At 52.8% G+C, this 218-nt stretch carries 1 protein-coding gene; it reads right to left on the bottom strand.

Features of this window, described 5'->3' with window-relative positions; genetic code table 11:
• Nucleotides 1–201 carry a hypothetical protein gene (locus tag FS628_RS31180; RefSeq protein ID WP_145326735.1) on the bottom strand — a complete coding sequence of 67 codons (201 nt, stop codon included), beginning with the start codon at nucleotides 199–201 and terminating at the stop codon, nucleotides 1–3.
• Nucleotides 202–218 lie beyond the last annotated feature (17 nt).

The following is a 218-nucleotide window of genomic DNA, read 5'->3' as shown; positions in this document are numbered from 1 at the left end:
TCACCCTAAATCCACCCCACACCCACCCACATTCCCACCCTCCCCTTCCTCAATCACACATTCCAACATCTCCTCCCCTTTCACTCCCCTCAACCCCACCAATTCCCAACCACACCGCATCGTCCCCACCATACCCTCTCCATTATCTCTAATTACCATCCCCACTCCTCCTACTTCTCCTTCCTCCACAAATTTAACCAAACTCTTCCCTCCCTCCA

It is taken from the genome of Paenibacillus xylanexedens, assembly GCF_007676705.1.
GTDB lineage: Bacteria > Bacillota > Bacilli > Paenibacillales > Paenibacillaceae > Paenibacillus > Paenibacillus xylanexedens_C.
The sequence above is the reverse complement of the archived record's forward strand: the minus strand, read 5'-3'. Positions and strand labels throughout refer to the sequence as shown.